This window comes from Microbacterium sp. (assembly GCF_031178525.1).
Classification (GTDB): domain Bacteria; phylum Actinomycetota; class Actinomycetes; order Actinomycetales; family Microbacteriaceae; genus Microbacterium.
The window spans coordinates 1-15413 of record NZ_JAPSJA010000036.1 but is presented as its reverse complement, the minus strand read 5'-3'; the positions used below and the strand labels follow the sequence as shown (position 1 = coordinate 15413).

17 protein-coding genes, 1 tRNA gene and 1 pseudogene are annotated in these 15413 nt (G+C 69.6%); 4 read left to right on the top strand and 15 right to left on the bottom strand.

What is annotated here, in order from left to right:
* The 3 genes and pseudogenes from RIF89_RS04435 to RIF89_RS04425 form a co-directional block, all read right to left on the bottom strand.
* A pseudogene (locus RIF89_RS04435) lies at positions 1-116 on the bottom strand (50S ribosomal protein L7/L12); the annotation flags it as partial.
* Positions 117-164: 48 nt separating this feature from the next.
* Entirely contained in the window at positions 165-680 is a 516-nt protein-coding gene (rplJ, locus tag RIF89_RS04430) for a 50S ribosomal protein L10 (RefSeq protein WP_203137550.1), read from the bottom strand.
* A 244-nt stretch (positions 681-924) separates the two neighbouring features.
* The gene (locus RIF89_RS04425) at positions 925-1602 is read right to left on the bottom strand and encodes a YqaJ viral recombinase family protein (protein ID WP_309067931.1); all 678 of its coding nucleotides are present in this window, start codon (positions 1600-1602) and stop codon (positions 925-927) included.
* 167 nt (positions 1603-1769) lie between these two features.
* On the opposite strand from RIF89_RS04425, the gene RIF89_RS04420 reads away from it, so the two are divergent.
* The gene (locus RIF89_RS04420) at positions 1770-2813 is read left to right on the top strand and encodes an NADP-dependent oxidoreductase (protein WP_375294426.1); all 1044 of its coding nucleotides are present in this window, start codon (positions 1770-1772) and stop codon (positions 2811-2813) included.
* Here RIF89_RS04420 and RIF89_RS04415 read toward each other — a convergent pair.
* A complete protein-coding gene (locus RIF89_RS04415; protein WP_309067930.1) occupies positions 2810-3697 on the bottom strand; it encodes a LysR family transcriptional regulator ArgP in 888 nt (295 codons plus the stop codon). The genes RIF89_RS04420 and RIF89_RS04415 overlap by 4 nt on opposite strands.
* Positions 3698-3774: 77 nt before the next feature.
* Here RIF89_RS04415 and RIF89_RS04410 point away from each other — a divergent pair, with 77 nt between their 5' ends.
* Together RIF89_RS04410 and RIF89_RS04405 are read left to right on the top strand one after the other, a co-directional pair.
* On the top strand, positions 3775-4449 hold the full coding sequence (locus RIF89_RS04410; protein WP_309067929.1) for a LysE/ArgO family amino acid transporter: 675 nt from the start codon (positions 3775-3777) through the stop codon (positions 4447-4449).
* Positions 4450-4508: 59 nt separating this feature from the next.
* Positions 4509-4784: an acylphosphatase gene (locus RIF89_RS04405; RefSeq protein WP_309067928.1), complete on the top strand. Its 276-nt coding sequence runs from the start codon at positions 4509-4511 to the stop codon at positions 4782-4784.
* A gap of 9 nt (positions 4785-4793) precedes the next feature.
* On the opposite strand, the gene RIF89_RS04400 is transcribed toward RIF89_RS04405, so the two are convergent.
* The 6 genes from RIF89_RS04400 to RIF89_RS04375 form a co-directional block, all read right to left on the bottom strand.
* Positions 4794-5651 (bottom strand): sugar phosphate isomerase/epimerase family protein, encoded by an 858-nt coding sequence (locus tag RIF89_RS04400; protein ID WP_309067927.1) that lies wholly within the window; start codon positions 5649-5651, stop codon positions 4794-4796.
* A 124-nt stretch (positions 5652-5775) separates the two neighbouring features.
* Positions 5776-7005 (bottom strand): substrate-binding domain-containing protein, encoded by a 1230-nt coding sequence (locus tag RIF89_RS04395; protein WP_309067926.1) that lies wholly within the window; start codon positions 7003-7005, stop codon positions 5776-5778.
* 2 nt (positions 7006-7007) lie between these two features.
* Complete coding sequence (locus RIF89_RS04390) at positions 7008-8099, bottom strand: ABC transporter permease (RefSeq protein WP_309067925.1); 1092 nt, start codon at positions 8097-8099, stop codon at positions 7008-7010.
* Complete coding sequence (locus tag RIF89_RS04385) at positions 8096-9196, bottom strand: ABC transporter permease (RefSeq protein WP_309067924.1); 1101 nt, start codon at positions 9194-9196, stop codon at positions 8096-8098. The genes RIF89_RS04390 and RIF89_RS04385 overlap by 4 nt, the downstream gene beginning before the upstream one ends.
* Positions 9196-10770, bottom strand: a complete 1575-nt coding sequence (locus RIF89_RS04380; protein WP_309067923.1) for a sugar ABC transporter ATP-binding protein — start codon at positions 10768-10770, stop codon at positions 9196-9198. Before RIF89_RS04380 ends, RIF89_RS04385 begins: the two co-directional genes overlap by 1 nt.
* Positions 10767-10901: a hypothetical protein gene (locus RIF89_RS04375; RefSeq protein ID WP_309067922.1), complete on the bottom strand. Its 135-nt coding sequence runs from the start codon at positions 10899-10901 to the stop codon at positions 10767-10769. Before RIF89_RS04375 ends, RIF89_RS04380 begins: the two co-directional genes overlap by 4 nt.
* Positions 10902-11013: 112 nt before the next feature.
* Between RIF89_RS04375 and RIF89_RS04370 the strand changes: the two genes are divergently transcribed.
* Positions 11014-12204 carry an ROK family transcriptional regulator gene (locus RIF89_RS04370; RefSeq protein WP_309067921.1) on the top strand — a complete coding sequence of 397 codons (1191 nt, stop codon included), beginning with the start codon at positions 11014-11016 and terminating at the stop codon, positions 12202-12204.
* Between the two features lie 64 nt (positions 12205-12268).
* On the opposite strand, the gene rplA is transcribed toward RIF89_RS04370, so the two are convergent.
* The 5 genes from rplA to RIF89_RS04345 all read right to left on the bottom strand — a co-directional run bounded on the left by rplA (position 12269) and on the right by RIF89_RS04345 (position 15076).
* A complete protein-coding gene (gene rplA / locus RIF89_RS04365) occupies positions 12269-12961 on the bottom strand; it encodes a 50S ribosomal protein L1 (protein WP_309067920.1) in 693 nt (230 codons plus the stop codon).
* 14 nt (positions 12962-12975) lie between these two features.
* Positions 12976-13407, bottom strand: coding sequence for a 50S ribosomal protein L11 (rplK, locus tag RIF89_RS04360; RefSeq protein ID WP_135113880.1), 432 nt, complete (start codon positions 13405-13407; stop codon positions 12976-12978).
* 183 nt (positions 13408-13590) lie between these two features.
* Entirely contained in the window at positions 13591-14616 is a 1026-nt protein-coding gene (gene nusG, locus RIF89_RS04355; RefSeq protein ID WP_309067919.1) for a transcription termination/antitermination protein NusG, read from the bottom strand.
* A 91-nt stretch (positions 14617-14707) separates the two neighbouring features.
* Positions 14708-14968 carry a preprotein translocase subunit SecE gene (gene secE, locus RIF89_RS04350; RefSeq protein WP_203137531.1) on the bottom strand — a complete coding sequence of 87 codons (261 nt, stop codon included), beginning with the start codon at positions 14966-14968 and terminating at the stop codon, positions 14708-14710.
* 35 nt (positions 14969-15003) lie between these two features.
* Positions 15004-15076: transfer RNA gene (locus tag RIF89_RS04345), tRNA-Trp, on the bottom strand.
* Between the last annotated feature and the right edge of the window lie 337 nt (positions 15077-15413).

Here is a 15413-nt window from a genome sequence, read left to right as displayed (position 1 = left end):
GGGGCGGCGGCGGTGACGTCGAAGGTCTCCTCGAAGGCCTTCACGAACTCGCTGAGCTCGATGAGCGTGAGCTCCTTGAACGCGTCGAGCAGCTCGTCGGTGCTGAGCTTCGCCATGATGTTTCTCCTAGTTATTCGGGGTTTGTGGGGTTGCTTCCCGCGGCGTCAGGCCGCGGTCTCCTGCTTCTCGCGCAGCGCCTCGACCGTGCGGACGGTCTTCGACAGCGGTGCCTGGAAGAGGGCGGCAGCCTTCGCCATCGAGGCCTTGAACATCCCGGCCGCCTTGGCGAGCAGGACCTCACGGCTCTCGAGGTCGGCGAGCTTGCCGACCTCCTCGGCGCTCAGGGGCTTGCCATCGAAATAGCCGCCCTTGATCACCAGAAGAGGGTGTGCCTTGGCGAAGGCACGAAGACCCTTGGCGACGGCGACAGGGTCACCGTGCACGAAGGCGATGGCGGACGGGCCCTTGAGCTCGTCATCCAGCGCGGAGATCCCCACGTTGTTCGCGGCGATCTTGGTCAGCGTGTTCTTCACCACGGCGAACTCCGCGTCCTGACGGATGGTGGTGCGCAGCTCCTTGAGCTGGGCAACCGTCAGACCGCGGTACTCGGTCAGCAGGACGGCGCTCGAGTTCTCGAAAGACTTCGTGAGCTCGGCGACCGATGCTTCCTTCTGCGCCATGGCCACTCCTTGGTATGAACGTGATCCCCCACGGTGGTGGGGTACCGACCGAGACCGCCGCACGCATGGAAAAAGCTCCGGCGCAAGCGCACGGAGCTCAGAACCCGGAATCCGGGAGAATCGTTCGTGACACCTGCGCGGGCCCCTGCAATGCAGTGCTTCGATCGATCTGCGCAAGCGCATCACGATGACCGGCGGTCTTCGGCTTCGACAAGCCTACCACGCGCCGCGCGGCGCTCCGACCTCAGTCCGAGAGCGCGAGGGCGCGGAACATGTCGCGCTCGCGCAGCCGCTCCCTGTTCGACGCGGGCGTCGCGACGGGGCGCTGCACCGTCTGCCCGGTCGTGCGCTGGTAGAGCTCGTCGATGAGGCGGGTGGCGAGCCGCACGAGCTGCGCGATCTCGCGGTCGTCGCGCTCGATCCACGTGCACTTCGGCTCGTCGTGCAGAGGCTGGAAGTCGCGGTGCTCCTCCCACACGAACAGCGTCCGCTCGGCGCCCAGCACGTGCTGCTGCCACCACACCTGACGCAGGTAGCTGCGCGGGATGGAGCGCCACGACTTGTTGGTGGTCTTGATCTCGGCGAGCGCGACCCGGCCGTGCGCGTCGACGCCGATGCCGTCGGGGGTGGCGAGGTGACGCTTCTCGACGACCGCGTGGAACAGCGCGCTCGAGGGCTGGATGCCGTGCGTCGCGGCGACCCACGCGGCGATCTGCGGCTCGCGGCGCCGGCCGTGGTCCGTGTAGGAGTTTCCGGAGAAGCGCGATCCCATGAGCTTCTGATCGGCCGCTCGCGTGATCGAGCGCTCGCTCGCGGTCAGCGCCGCGACGTCTGTGGCCGTGATCCCCCGTGCCCTGGCGCGAAGCCAGGCGACCCGATCGCGGGAGTCCGCGAGGATGCGGGCCTGCAGTTCGGGGGTCACCTGAAGACCCTAACTCCCGTCGCCCACACCGCCCAGACGCAACGCCGACCGGGCGCTCCACGCGCATCTGTAGCACCGACGAAACACCCGCGTGACGTGCGACGGCTTGACTGTCATCACGAGGATCCGACCGCTTACGTCGGGTTCCGCCGACGGAAGAGGGGCGCATGAGATTCCGCTTGCCGAGGTCCGCGACGACGCGGAACGGTCTTGCCGTCGCCGAGCGGGAGGCGGTGGATGCACCGCCCGAGCGCATGCGCGCGGTCGTGTTCGACTCCCCCGGCGATCCGACCGCGCTGCGGACCGAGACCGTGCCGGTGCCGACCCGCGTCATGGACGAGGTGCTCGTGCGCGTCGTCGCGGCGGGCGTGAACCCGATCGACGCGAAGACGCGCGCCGGACGGGGCGTCTCGCCGGCGATCGCCGCGTATCCCGCCGTCCCGGGGTTCGACTTCTCCGGCGTGGTCGTCGCCGCGCCCTTCGAGGCGCATCCGCTGCCGCCCGGCACGCCGGTGTACGGCATGGCAGCCGTCCCCCGCACGCCCGGCAGCTACGCCGAGTACGTGCTCGCGCCGTCGAGCGCGCTGGCGGCCAAGCCGCAGACGCTGTCGCACGTCGAGGCCGCGGGCGTGCCGCTCGCGGCGCTCACGGCGTGGCAGCTCATCGTCGAGACGGCGCGGGCCCACGAGGGGCAGCGCATCCTGATCCATGCGGGCTCCGGCGGCGTGGGCCACTTCGCCGTGCAGTTCGCGGCGTACTTCGGGGCGCACGTGACGGCGACCTGTTCGGCGGCCAATGCGCCATGGCTGCGGGAGCTCGGCGCCCAGGTCGTGATCGACTACACGACGACGCGGTTCGAGGACGTCGTGAGCGACGTGGACGTCGTGATCGACCTGGTGGGAGATGCGCACGCGCAGACCGGACCGCGGTCGCTGCGCGTGCTGCGTCCGGGTGGGCTGCTCGTCGTGGTTCCCACCGGCGTCTGGCCCGGTTACGCCGACGCCGCGGCGGAGGCGGGGGTGCGCGCCACGGCGTTCACCGTGATCCCCGACGGCACCGCGCTCGGGACGATCGCCCGGCTGCTCGATTCCGGGGCGGTGCAGGTCTACGTCGAGAGGGTCTTCGAGCTCCACGACGCGGCGGCCGCTCACCGTCAGCTGGAAGAGGGGCACACCCGCGGCAAGCTCGTGCTGCGGGTGTCGGACGGCTAGTCCTGCTCGAGCGCCGCGCGGGCGGCCGCGACGACCGCCTCGCGGATATCTGACAGCAGCGGCGAGCGCAGGTTCCACTGCTGCCAGTAGAGGGGGACCCTGATGCGGGGGCCGTCCAGTCGCACGAGGCGCCCGGCGTCGAGCGACGCCTGTGCCTGCATGAGCGGCAGCAGGCCCCACCCGAAGCCCAGGCGCACGGCGGTCGCGTAGTCCTCGGATGCCGGCACGTAGTGCCGCGGCGGACGGGAGGGATCGACGCCGCGCTCGATGAGCCACTCCGTCTGCAGGTCGTCGCTGCGGTCGTAGTCGACGACCGGCGCCGTCGCGAGCGCATCCAACGTCGACCCCGCCGGGAACCAGCGCTCGACGAAGGCCGGCGAGGCGACCGGGTGATAGATCGTCGCGCCGAGCCCCGTGACGACGCAGCCCGCGATCGGATCGCGCTGCGAGGTGACGGCCGCCGTGACGGTCCCCGCCTCCAGCAGTCCGGCGGTGCGATCCTGGTCGTCGCGGTGCAGCTCCAGCGAGATGTCGTGCGCCCGGATGACGGGCTGCAGGGCCGGCAGGAACCAGGTCGCGAGCGAGTCGGAGTTCACCGCGATCGGCACGTGCATCCGTCCCGGCCCCTCGAGCCCGAGCTCCACGCCCGCATCGTGGCCCAGCAGCGCGTACTGGCGCGCGAGCCGCACGACCACCGCGCCCGCCTCCGTCGCGCGAGCGGGCTTCGATCGCACGACGAGCACGCGGCCGAGCTGGCCCTCGAGCGCACGCAGCCGCTGACTCACCGCCGAGGGCGTGATGCGCAGTCGGCGGGCGGCGCCGTCGAGGCTGCCCTCGTCGACGATCGCGGCCACCGTCGTGGCGAGATCGGGCGCGATCCACATCTAAAGCGCTCCTTATGCGAGGCAAGAATCATGAACGTCGCTTTTGATCCTCGCACGGTCGCGCCTACCGTCGACTCGTGCTCACCGCTTTCGCCGCCGGCCTCGGTCTCTGCCTCTCGCTAATCATCGCGCCCGGCGCCCAGAACGTCTTCCTGCTGCGCATGGGCGTCAAGCGCCGGCACGTCATCGCACTCGCCGTGACGTGCCTCGTGAGCGACGCGATCATGATCACGGCGGGCGTCGCGGGCTTCGGGGTCGTCGTCGAGCACCTGCCCTGGATCTTCGAGCTCGTGCGGTGGGGCGGCGTGATCTTCCTTGCGGCCTACGGACTCGCCGCCGCATGGCGCGCCGTGCGCCCGCAGGAGCAGTCGATCGTGGTGGACACCCCGGTGCCCGCCGAGCCCGCGGCGTCGCACGGCGGGAGCGTCGCGACCCTGGTGCGAACCACGAAGGCGGCCCCGACGCGCACGCTCGTGCCGGCGATCCTGTCCTGCCTGGCGATCACGTGGCTCAACCCCCACGCGTACCTCGACACCGTGTTCCTCGTCGGGTCCGTGTCGGCCGGCTACGGCGACCTCCGCTGGGTCTTCGGCGCTGGAGCGGTCGCCGGCAGTGCGATCTGGTTCACGCTCATGACCGTGGCGGCGCGCTTCGCCGCGCGGTGGCTGCGTTCGCCACGCGCATGGCGCATCCTCGACGCGTTCATCGCGGTCGCGATGCTCGCACTGGCGTTCGGGCTCGCGGTGGCTTGACGCGCGCGATCGCGTCACGATGGAGGCATGCGCCGACCGCGCGTTCGAAGGGAGACGAGGTGAAGCACGTCCACGTGATCGTCCGGGGCGCGGTGCAGGGCGTCGGCTACCGGTTCGCGACTCGCGCCCAGGCGCGACGGGTCGGCGTGACCGGCTGGGTGCGCAACCGGGGCGACGGATCCGTCGAGGCCTTCCTCGAGGGAGAACCGGGAGCGGTCGATGCGCTGCTCGCGTGGATGGAGCGCGGCCCGGTCGGCGCTGCGGTGGACTCCGTCGACAAGACCTTGGGAGACCCGATCGGGGCGACCGGATTCGAGATCTGCGGCACCGACTGATCTGCTGTGTCACCGCTGCGACTGGAGCGCTTCGAGATATGCGAGGGAGCGCTCGGCGAGCGCGTCCTGCGACGATGCAAGCGGACGCCACACCGACGCCGCGACCGCGATCGTGGCGTTCTCGCCCGTGAAGCTCTCGAGGCCGAGGATCCCGCCGTATGCGACGTCATCGAGGGCGTCCAGGATGCCCGGCCAGTCGGTGTGGTCGTCGCCGACCGCGCCACGGTCGTTGCCGCACACCTGCACGTGGGCGATGTGCCCGGATGCGGCGCGGATCGCGGCATCCGGCCTCTTCTCCTCGATGTTGAGGTGGTACGTGTCGAGGGCGAGCCCCAGGCCCGGCCCGAGAAGCGGATCGAGCGCGTCGAGCCCCTGCTCGACGGTGTTGATGACGCTCGTCTCGTAGCGGTTGAGCGGCTCGACCGCGAGCACCAGCCCGGCCTCCGCGGCCTCGTCCACCAGCGGGCGGAGGCTCCGGCGCAACTGCGCCGAGACCTCGGCCCGCTCCTGCGGCGTCATGCGCCACGTCACGCCGGTCGGGGTGTAGAACGGACCAGCGATGACGGACGCCCCGATCCCCCGCGCGGCCGCCATGCACGAGCGCAGATACTCCTGCGTGGCAGACACGTCGCCGACGCTGTCGACAAACGAGCGACCAGGACCCATCGCACCCACCACGACGGGCGTGAGGCCCAGGGGGTCGAGCAGGTCGCGCGTCCGAGCCGGATCCCAGTCTCCCGCGTTCTCGAGCGGCAGCTCGACCGCCCCGAAGCCCATCCCCGCGATCCGCGGAGCGAGCCGCGTCAGCGAGCCATCCGTCAACGGCGACGTCCATACCCAGGTGTTGACGCCGATCGTGCGCTTCATGGGGTCCTTCCCGGGGCGGGGCGTCTGTCTCGTCGCCACGCTCCTCGCGGGGCGACCGGAGACCGGCCGTCGAGCAAGCGAGGCGACACGAGCCCGCTCCCCTGCCCGGCGACCGGTCGCTGCCTCACGGGATCTGGCGCTCCTGCCAGACCTCGGGATAACCCGGAAGGTCCTCTCCGCCGAACTTGGCATAGTGCCCGTCGGGCATGCCCTCGTTCGCCTCGAGCCACTGATCGAGCTCGCCTTCCTCGATCGGCATCTGCGGCAGCACCCACTCCTTCGGTACCTCCTCGCCGGCGAAGATCCTCTGCGCCGCCAGCAACGGGGTGCGCCATTGGAAGTTCGAGTACACCGGCGCGAGACCCGTCAGGCCCGTCTCCTTCCACTTGCGCAGGAAGCTCATCTCGTCCTCACCCGTCATGACGGGGTAGTCCACGCCGGCGTCCTCGAAAGCCTCGATCGCCGCGACGGCGCCGTCGCCGGCATCCATCCAGATGCCGTGCACGTCGCCCTTCGCGAGCTCGTCGCTGATGAAGCTCTTGATCTCGGCCGGATCTGCCCCGGTGAAGTGGTCGACCGCCTCGATGCCAGCCTCCTCGAACAGGTGCTCGGCGGCCGCCCAGCGCTGCTCGAGCACGTCCACACCCGGCAGGATCCGAAGGCCGACGACCTTGTCGCCTTCCTCGAGGTTGTCGATGAGGAATTGCGCCGTGTCGATGCCCCACGCGAAGCCGCCGATGGGATGGATGAACGTGACCGGGCAATCGGTCTCGACGCCGCGATCGAAGACGATGACCGGTTTGCCCGTGGCGCACGCCCGCTCGACGGCCGGGGTCAACGCCGCGGTGCTGTTCGGCGAGATGATGAAGACATCGCACCCGCCCTCCGAGATGAGGTAGTCGATGTCGGCGATCTGCGTGTCGTCGGAGTCCTGCGCGTCGCGCGTCTCCATCTCACTGATGACGCCCTCCTCCTGCAGCACCTCCAGCTGCTGGTTCATCGTGATCCAGCCGGTCTGCCGCCACGGGTTCGAGATCGATGCGTTCGCGAAGCATGCCTTCTTCGGCCCGGTGCTCGCGTACTCCGCCGTGTCGACCATCTCCGCGTCGATGTGCTGCAGGTAGGGCTCGTCCTCGGGGCCCTCCGGAGCGACGTCGCGCTGCGCCATCTGGGTGTCGAAAAGCTCCTGGTCGAACCATTCGTTCGCCCCGCCGGCCTCGGGGCTCGCGCCCTCCTCGCTCTGCGCCGCGGACGGGTCCGGCGGAGCGACGTTGGGATCGGTCGTGCACCCTGCGAGGGCGCAGAGGCCGACGAGCGCCACCGATGTGATGGCGATCTTCGCTGATCGTCGCATTGCTAGTCTCCTCTGTTCTTGTGTCCTGGGACTTCTGCGATGCCCTCGGCGTCGAGGGCGGGTGATGCGGATGAGTCGGCGCCGACCGGCGCGTGGGGATCCTTCTCCGGGTCGGGAGAAGGGATGGGGGTCGTGACGCGGCCGCGGGAGCGGAACACGAGCCCGGAGTAGGCGACGGCGGCGATGATGATGACGCCCTGGACCGCGTCCCGCAGCGACGACGGCACACCGGCGATGTTCAGCACGAGGAACAGCGCTTCGAGCACGAACGCGCCGGCCACGGCTCCGACGATCCAGCCGCGACCGCCGCCGAGCACCACGCCGCCGAGCACCACCGCGGTGATGGCGACGAACTCGTACCCTCGGCCCACGGAGGGGTGCACGCCGGCGTACCCGACGAGCAGCACGGCCGAGACGGTGGCGGACAGGGACGAGATCATGAACGCCCGCGTGGTGACCCACCAGTCGCGGGCACCCGAGTACCGGGTGGCGCGGGCGTTGTCGCCGATGCCCATCAGGAGCTTGCCGAGCGGTCGCTTCGTGAGCCAGATGGCAAGCGCCAGCCAGGCGGCGAGGATCAGCACCGACCACGGGAGGAAGTCGACGAGCGGGAGGTCGCGGACGCCGCCACGCCCGATCTGGCGGAAGCTGTCGGCCGGGTTCCCCGTCGCGGCGCCGCCGGTCCACCACAGCACGAGTCCGAGCAGAGCGAGCATCATGCCGAGAGTCACGATGAACGAGGGGACTCGGAGCAGTGTGGTGAGAAGGCCGTTCACGAGGCCCACGAACAGCCCGAGCACGACCATCAGGCACAGAACCGGGATCGTGCGGGAGTCGTCCGCGCCGACGAGATTGCCCGCGACGATGACCTGAGCCGTGATGAGCGAACCCTGCGAGAGGTCGAATTCGCCGGCGATGATGACGAAGAACTGGCCGATCGCCACGATCGCCACGGGCGCGACGCGCTGGATGTAGCGCATGATCTGGCCGGGCTCGGCGAAGTCGGGGTTCAGCACGATGACGGCCACGAGCAGGATCACCAGGAGCAGGAAGACCGCGCCCCGCGGACTGAGGAGGGTGCGAAGGAAGCTCATCGCAGGTCTCGCTTCCTTGCACGGCCGGCCTCGCTCGCGCTCGCTTCGCTGTCGAGTGCCTGGGATGCGGCGGCCATCGCGGGCGCGGCCGTCTGAGCGGCGGCGTCTCCACCGGTTCTCGTGCCACCGGGACCGAACCGCGCACGACGGCGCACGATCGCGCGGCGGCTGTAGACCGCGACGGCCGCGACGATCACGGCGCCGCGGACGACATCCTTGAGGAACGGGTTGACCTCCATGACGCTCATGACGTTGTCGACGACGGCGAAGATCGCGACGCCGCCGATCGTGCCCCAGACCGAACCGCGCCCGCCGAGAAGAAGCGTTCCGCCGAGCACCACCGCCGCGATCGACAGCAGCGCGTAGCCGCCCTGCTGCCCGACGGTCGGGCTGCCGACGCCGAGCCGACTTGCCAGCAAGAGACCCGCCAGACCCGCGAACACGGAGCACAGCACGTGCGCTGCGATGAGGGGCGGGCGGGTCCGCACGCCCGACAGGCGCGCGATCTCGGGGTCGCCTCCGACCGCGAACAGGTGGGCACCGGTTCGCGTGCGATCCAGCAGCAACCACACAACCACGGCCAGCGCGAGCATGATGATCGTCGACACGGGAACCGGTCCGATGCCCGTCGCCCCGATGAGCTGGAAGCCCCACGGCACCGCCCCGGCGCTGCCCTGGAAATTCGTGTTCAGGACGCCCTGCAGTATCAACCCGACGCCGAGCGTCGCGATGAAGCCGTTGACCCTGAGCACCGTCACGATCAGTCCGTTGGCAAGGCCGATCCCCGCGCAGACGAGGAGCGTCACGGCGACCGCCCACGGGATGCGCGCGGGGTCGCCGTTCATTGTCGTGGCGCCGATGAGGCTCGCGAGGCTGATGACGTACGTCACCGAGAGATCGAGCGATGCGCCCAGGATCACGAGCGTCTGCCCGATGGCGACGAGACCCAGCACGCTCATGCCGGTGAGGATGTCGCGGATGTTGCCGGGACTGAAGAGCCCGCGGCCGACGGTCGCGACGAGGATCGCGCCCACGACGATGACGACGACGAGAATCGCCAGGACGATGATGGTCTGATCGATCCGGATGCGCCTCATCACGCGCCTGCCTCGGCATCGATGCGAGGATCGGCGACGACGTCGGCGGCCGTCTCGTGCGAGCCCGTGGCCGCGGACAGCACTTCGTGTTCGGCAGAGCCGGCTGGCAGCTCTGCGACGAGCTCGCCATCGCGCATCACGAGGATCCGGTCACTCATGCCGATCACCTCGGGCAACTCGCTCGAGACCATGAGCACGGCCTTGCCGTCGGCGGCGAGCGCGCGCATCAGCTCGTACACGGCCACCTTCGCGCCGACGTCGATTCCGCGAGTGGGCTCGTCGAAGAGCACGACCTGCGGGTCGGTCACGAGCCACTTCGCCAGCACGACCTTCTGCTGGTTGCCGCCCGACAGGAACCGGACTTCCTGATCCGCTCCGTGGGACGAGACCTCGAGGGAGCTCAGGATGGCGGGCACGGCACGCTTCGCCGCGCCCGTGCGCCGAGCGAAGACGCTCCGCACGACGAGCAGGGTGTTGTCGAGGACGGACTGCGACAGCGCGAGGCCCTGCGCCTTGCGGTCCTCCGTCACGAGGGCCAGACCCGCTCGCACCGCGGCGCGCGGGCTCGTCAGACGGGCCGGCTCGCCGTCGATCAGCATGCTTCCGCGCGTGAACGCCTCGACGCCGAAGATGCCCTCGACGAGCTCGGTGCGCCCCGACCCCTGCAGACCCGCGACGCCGACGATCTCGCCACCGCGAAGCGTCAGGTCGACGCCGTCGACGTAGGCGTTGCCGCAGCCCCGCAGCTCGAGACGCGGCTCGCCGATCACTGTTCCGGTGGCGGCACCGGGAAAGTACGACTGGATCGGGCGACCGACCATGCGACGCACCAGCGCGGCGCTCGTGAGGTCGGCGACGGCGTCTGTCGACACCAGCGCGCCGTCCTTCAGGATCGTGATCCGGTCGCACAGCTCGAAGATCTCCTTCAAACGGTGCGAGACGTAGATGACAGCGACTCCCCTCGCCGTCAGGCGGCGGACGATCGCAGAGAGCAGCTCGACCTCGCGGTCGCTGAGCGCCGCCGTCGGCTCGTCCATCGAGATGACCTGCGCGTCGAATGACAGCGCCTTGACGATCTCGACGATCTGCTGCTCCGCCACCGTGAGAGACCCCACGCGCGCCGTCGGATCGATGAAGGAGACGCCGAGGTCCTCGAGCGCGGCGCGCGTCTGCTGGACCATGCGCGAGCGATCGACGAATCCGGCCCTGCGCGGCTCTCGGCCCAGGAAGACGTTCTGGGCAACGGTGCGCTCCGGCAGGAGGTTGAACTCCTGGAAGACGGTGACGAGCCCCGCGTCCATCGCCTGACGCGGGTGGGTGAACGAGACCCGCCGTCCTTCGAGCTCCACGGTGCCGGCGTCTGCCTGGTGGACGCCTGCGAGGATCTTCATGAGGGTGGACTTGCCCGCGCCGTTCTCGCCGACCAGGCCGTGCACCTCGCCCCGACGGACGTCGACGTCGACGCCCGACAGCACGGTGACGCCGAAGAAGCTCTTGGAGATGCCGCGCGCCCTCAGCACGACATCCGTCTCGCCCCGCGGAACCGGCGTATCGCCGAGCATGGACCCGCTCATGCGGGCACCTGCATGCCGGGCCTCCACGGTTCCGTGCGTGCGGCAGCGAAGGGGGCTCCGACAAGGAGCCCCTCGCCGAGAAGGCCGCCGCGGATCGTCTCGACGCCGGTGTCGATGACATCCGTTGTCATGGCGATGAGTGTGACACGGCGAGGCGGTCTTTTGCTATGGACGGATCAAAAGGCACTGCTTCGTTATGTGAAGTCGCGTGTCGGAGGCCGGGAAGTCGTGTTTACTGTCGCCATGGTCGACGCGGGACGCGCGACGGGAGCCGTCAGCCCCGGGGCCGGAGAGATCTTCCAGATCCTCCGCGACGGCCGAGCGCGCACGAAGGCCGAGCTCGCGCTGCTCACCGGCCTCGCACGCTCCACCGTGTCGTCGCGCGTGGACGCACTCGTCGCGTCGGGTCTGGTCCATCCTGCCGGCGAGGCGATCTCGACGGGCGGGCGCCCCCCTGCGCGCGTGGCCTTCAACCCGCTCGCGGGGATCGTGCTCGCGGTCGACCTCGGCGCGACCCACGCCACCGTCGCACTTGTCGACCTGGCCGGCCGCATCCTCGCCAGCCGCACACGCGCGCTCCGCATCGCGGACGGCCCTGCGTACGTTCTCGACAGCGTCATCGCGGAGGGATCGCAGCTGCTGGAGGCCGGAGCGCACGCGCCGGCGGGGCTCGTCGGCGTGGGCATCGGGGTGCCTGGTCCGGTCGAGCACTCGACCGGGCGTCCGACGAATCCCCCGATCATGCCCGGGTGGGACCGCTTCGACGTTCCCGCCTACGTGCAGCGGACCTTCGAGGTGCCCGTCCTCGTCGACAACGACGTCAACGTCCTCGCTCTGGGCGAGCGCGAGGTCAGCTGGCCGCACGTCGACGACCTGATCTTCGTCAAGGTCGCGACCGGCATCGGTGCGGGAATCATCTCGGGCGGCGAGCTGCGGCGCGGCGCTCAGGGCTCGGCCGGCGACATGGGCCACGTGCAGGTGCCGTACAGCCACGACTCGCCCCGTCCCCCGGGCGACGAGCGCGACCTGGAGGCCCTCGCGAGCGGAACCGCGATCGCCTCAGACCTGCAGTCCCAGGGCATCGATGCGGCCGGAAGCTCGGATGTCGTGCAGCTCGTGCGATCGGGCAACCCCGCCGCCATCGCCGCGACGCGGCAGGCGGGTCGCGAGGTGGGCGAGGTCCTCGCGACGGTCGTGAACATGCTGAATCCGTCGATCATCGTCATCGGCGGCAGTGTCGCACGCGCCGGAGAGCACCTGCTCGCCGGTGTGCGCGAGGTGGTCTACCGCCGGTCCATCCCCCTGGCGACTGAGCACCTCGGCATCGTGCCGTCGCAAGCGGGAGAGACCGCCGGCGTTCTGGGAGCGGCCATCATGGTGGTTCAGCACGTGCTCTCACCCGCCGGCGTCGAGGCTCGCGCCGCTCGGGTCTGACCTGCCCGGCGGACGACGAAGGCCCCGCCGCGGCAGCGGCAGGGCCTCCGACAGAGCGAGCGACTCAGGCGAACAGGTTGACGTCCAGCGGGATGCCGGGGCCGAACGTGGTCGACACGGCGCCCTTCTGGATGTAGCGGCCCTTCGAGCTCGAGGGCTTCAGGCGAACGATCTCGTCGAGCGCGGCCTGCAGGTTCGCGTCGAGCTGCTCGGCCGAGAACGACGCCTTGCCCACGATGAAGTGGATGTTGGCGTGCTTGTCGACGCGGAACTCGATCTTGCCGCCCTTGATCTCCTCCACGGCCTTGGCCGGGTTGGGGGTCACGGTGCCGGTCTTCGGGTTCGGCATCAGGCCGCGGGGGCCGAGGACCTTGCCGAGACGACCGACCTGGCCCATGAGCTCCGGCACGGCGACGGCCGCGTCGAAGTCGGTCCAGCCGCCGGCGACCTTCTCGATCAGCTCGGTGCCGCCGACCTCGTCGGCGCCGGCCGCGATGGCGGCCTCGGCCGCGGGGCCGTTGGCGAAGACGATGACGCGGGCGGTCTTACCGGTGCCGTGCGGCAGCATGACGGTGCCGCGCACCATCTGGTCGGCCTTGCGCGGGTCGACCGAGAGCTTCAGCGCGACCTCGACGGTCGAGTCGAACTTCTTCGACCCGGTCTCCTTCGCGAGCGCGACGGCCTCGGTCGGCGTGTAGTACTTGCCGGCCTCGAGCTTCTCGACGGCGGCGGCGTAAGCCTTGGACTTGGTAGCCATGTTCGTGATCCCCCTCAGTCCTCGACCGTGATGCCCATGGAGCGGGCGGTGCCGGCGATGATCTTCGAGGCGGCCTCGATGTCGTTCGCGTTCAGGTCGGGCTGCTTCGTCTTGGCGATCTCGGCGACCTGCTCCTTGGTGAGCTTGCCGACCTTGACCGTGTGCGGCGTGGCCGAGCCCTTCGCGAGGCCAGCGGCCTTCTTGATGAGCTCCGCGGCCGGCGGGGTCTTCAGAACGAACGTGAAGCTGCGGTCCTCGTAGACGGTGATCTCTACGGGGATGACGTTGCCGCGCTGCGACTCGGTCGCGGCGTTGTACGCCTTGCAGAACTCCATGATGTTGACGCCGTGCTGACCCAGAGCCGGGCCGATCGGCGGCGCCGGGTTGGCCGCACCGGCGTTGATCTGAAGCTTGATCAGGCCGGTCACCTTCTTCTTCGGTGCCATTTCCTCTTCCTCTCGTCGAACGGATGCCGGTTGCATCCGCTCTCCCGCACGCCGGACGGTCCGGAGATCCGGATCCTGCGAGCGGTGTCGTCTGCGCAGACGAGGCGCAAACCAGTCGATTCTAGCAGAAACGCCGGAGAGCCGACCCCCGAGGGGATCGGCTCTCCACGACGTCCGGGGACGTCAGACCATCTTGGTGACCTGGTCGAAGCTGAGCTCGACCGGGGTCTCGCGCTCGAAGAGCGACACGAGCACCGTGAGCTTGCCGCTCTCGGGCTTGATCTCGCTGATCGTGCCGGGCAGGCCCGCGAACGAGCCCTCCTTGATCGTGATCGTCTCGCCGGTCTCGAAGTCGACCTCGGCGGGGATGACGCGCGGCGTCGCAGCCTGCCCCTTGGGCGCGGTGCCCTTCGCGGCGGCCTGCGCCTCCTTGATCTCGACGAGGGGCTTCAGCATGTTGAAGGCCTCCTCGAAGCGCAGCGGCGTCGGGTTGTGGGCGTTGCCCACGAAGCCCGTGACGCCCGGCGTGTGGCGCACGACCGACCAGGTGTCCTCGTTGAGCTCCATGCGCACCAGCACGTAGCCGGGGATGCGCACGCGCGTGACCATCTTGCGCTGGCCGTTCTTGATCTCGACGACGTCCTCCATCGGGACCTCGACCTGATAGATGTCGTCCTCGACCTCGAGCGTCGACTTGCGCTGCTCGATGTTGGCCTTCACCTTGCGCTCGAAGCCCGCGTACGAGTGGATGACGTACCACTTGCCCTCGAGCGAGCGCAGCTCCTGGCGGAACGCCTCGTACGGGTCCTCGTCCGCGTCGGGGGCGTCGACCTCGTCCTCGTCGCCGTTCACGTCGGGGCCGTCGTACGGGGCGACCTCGTCGGCCGCGGCGGCCTCGCGCTCGGCGGCCTCCTCCTCGGTCGAGTCGTTCAGGACCTCGGCCGCGGCCTCGACCTCTTTGGTCTCGTCGATGTTCAGGGCGTCGTTCACGATCGCGTCGGCCTCCGGGTCGTCGATCTCGATGTCTTCGTCGTCGCTCGCGTCATCCTCGACGACGGGCTCGCCGTCGATGTGCATCGCGAGGTGCTCGGCGGCGTCGCTGGAGTGGGAGTTCGCGTACAGGACGTTGCCCTCCTGGGCCTCGTCCTCCTCGCTCGACTGCTCGGCAGCCGGCGCCCAGTCGGCGTCGTCGACGTGCTTTTCAGACACTGCGTTCTTCTCTCCGTTCAGCGGCGGGTGAGCGGTGCGCTCATCCGCGAGCCTCCCTGTCATTCCGACAGAACAGGCGTGCGTCAGCAGATCAGGCGGGAACTCCGAAGACGACCTGCGCGACCCATGTGAAGACGTAGTCCAGGCCGTAGACCAGCCCCATCATGACGACGACGAAGCCGAGCACGACTGCGGTGAACTTCAGCAGCTCCGAACGGGTCGGCGTGACGACCTTGCGGAGCTCGGCGATGACCTGGCGGAAGAAGATCACGATGCGAGCGAAGAAGCCGGGCTTCTTCTCACCGCTCGTGCCTGCCGCGACGACATCGCCGCTCGCTGCGTCCTGGACCATTGACTGCCTTTCGTGAGTCAGCTGACGCTGACGCGCAGGGCGGACAGGAATCGAACCTGCAACCTGCGGTTTTGGAGACCGCTGCTCTGCCAATTGAGCTACCGCCCTAGAGATCCGTCGGACCCCTGGATCGCCGCATCCCGGCCGATCCGGATCCCGGGCACGGCGAAAGAATGCAGACGACAACTGCACAGACAAGCATACGGCATGCCCTCCGGGCCCGCGAACCGGCCCCCGCCCGCGCGTGGCGGGCCGCACGCCCGGCATGGCGGGGATGACGCTCAGGAACCGGCGGGCATCGCGCCGTCGAACGCCAGGTCGTGACTCGTGCTGAGCATGAACTCGGCGAGAGCCGAGGCCAGGCGAAGCAGGTCCTCGCCCGCGTAATGCCCGCGCTCCCACGCGGCGTAGAAGGTCGACGTCAATGCCCGTCCGCGATGCACGA

Bases quoted from the DNA above. Each gene is read 5' to 3' on its own strand.
- RIF89_RS04375 (WP_309067922.1), bottom strand. From the start codon at position 10,901: ATGACAACGGATGTCATCGACACCGGCGTCGAGACGATCCGCGGCGGC.
- secE (WP_203137531.1), bottom strand. From the start codon at position 14,968: ATGGTCCAGGACGCAGCGAGCGGCGATGTCGTCGCGGCAGGCACGAGC.
- RIF89_RS04370 (WP_309067921.1), top strand. From the start codon at position 11,014: ATGGTCGACGCGGGACGCGCGACGGGAGCCGTCAGCCCCGGGGCCGGA.
- rplK (WP_135113880.1), bottom strand. From the start codon at position 13,407: ATGGCACCGAAGAAGAAGGTGACCGGCCTGATCAAGCTTCAGATCAAC.
- RIF89_RS04390 (WP_309067925.1), bottom strand. From the start codon at position 8,099: ATGAGCTTCCTTCGCACCCTCCTCAGTCCGCGGGGCGCGGTCTTCCTG.
- rplJ (WP_203137550.1), bottom strand. From the start codon at position 680: ATGGCGCAGAAGGAAGCATCGGTCGCCGAGCTCACGAAGTCTTTCGAG.
- RIF89_RS04415 (WP_309067930.1), bottom strand. From the start codon at position 3,697: ATGTGGATCGCGCCCGATCTCGCCACGACGGTGGCCGCGATCGTCGAC.
- RIF89_RS04400 (WP_309067927.1), bottom strand. From the start codon at position 5,651: ATGAAGCGCACGATCGGCGTCAACACCTGGGTATGGACGTCGCCGTTG.
- RIF89_RS04395 (WP_309067926.1), bottom strand. From the start codon at position 7,005: ATGCGACGATCAGCGAAGATCGCCATCACATCGGTGGCGCTCGTCGGC.
- RIF89_RS04385 (WP_309067924.1), bottom strand. From the start codon at position 9,196: ATGAGGCGCATCCGGATCGATCAGACCATCATCGTCCTGGCGATTCTC.
- rplA (WP_309067920.1), bottom strand. From the start codon at position 12,961: ATGGCTACCAAGTCCAAGGCTTACGCCGCCGCCGTCGAGAAGCTCGAG.
- RIF89_RS04380 (WP_309067923.1), bottom strand. From the start codon at position 10,770: ATGAGCGGGTCCATGCTCGGCGATACGCCGGTTCCGCGGGGCGAGACG.
- RIF89_RS04420 (WP_375294426.1), top strand. From the start codon at position 1,770: ATGAGATTCCGCTTGCCGAGGTCCGCGACGACGCGGAACGGTCTTGCC.